Raw genomic sequence first — 790 nt, 5'->3', positions numbered from 1 at the left:
GTTTTAAATCCTTCTTGCCATACGGCATAATCTTTATATTGAATGTGAAGCGCCGGAAGGGTCCGGTTGTTGTACAGCTCCCCGAATTCCCGAATCAGAATGTTGACGGAAACACCGTCTGAAATGATGTGATGCATATCAACCAGCAACAGGTGCCGCTCATCTGATACCTTTACGATTTGGGCACGGAACAGCGGTGCTTGGCTGAGGTCAAACGGCTTGATAAACGAGGCTGCCGTTTCCTGTTCAGTTTGTTCGTCGAGGTCTGCTGTCTGTAATGTAAACGGCACCTCGTCATGGACACGCTGCACCGGCTCACCGCCTCCATCCTGTTCAAAGGAGGTCCGAAGCGACTCGTGGCGCTTGATCAGCTCTTTGAAAGCTCTGTCCAGCCTTTCGGGATTGAGCTTCCCCTCCAGCTCTAACACCGCCGGCATATTGTAGCCTGTCCCTCCGTCCTCCAGCTGCTGAAGGACATAAATCCGCTTTTGAGCGGAGGAAACCGGATAGGTTTCACGCTGTTCCGTCGGTTTTATCGCTTCATATGGACTGTCCGTTCCTTCACGGATAACGGAAGCCAGACCTTCTACCGTCGGATGGGCAAACACATCTTTCAGCGGCACCTGTACATCGAATTCTTTTGAAATCCGAGAGACAAGCGCTGTTGCTTTTAAGGAATGTCCCCCGCGGTCAAAAAAGTTGTCGTGAATCCCGACAGGGCCGTTTTTCAGGACGTCCTCCCACAGCTGGGCAAGCTTCATCTCGGTCACATTTCTTGGCGCTGTGTAGG

General features: G+C 51.9%; 1 protein-coding gene. It reads right to left on the bottom strand.

All coding sequences use genetic code 11. The features are described 5' to 3' along the window. Positions 1-790, bottom strand: a 790-nt coding sequence (locus BLL41_RS22235; protein WP_256252473.1) for a condensation domain-containing protein, incomplete at both ends; no start/stop codon positions are given.

Source organism: Bacillus sp. FMQ74, from assembly GCF_001875785.1.
In the GTDB taxonomy this organism is placed as follows: Bacteria; Bacillota; Bacilli; order Bacillales; family Bacillaceae; genus Bacillus; species Bacillus stercoris.
The sequence above is the reverse complement of the archived record's forward strand: the minus strand, read 5'-3'. Positions and strand labels throughout refer to the sequence as shown.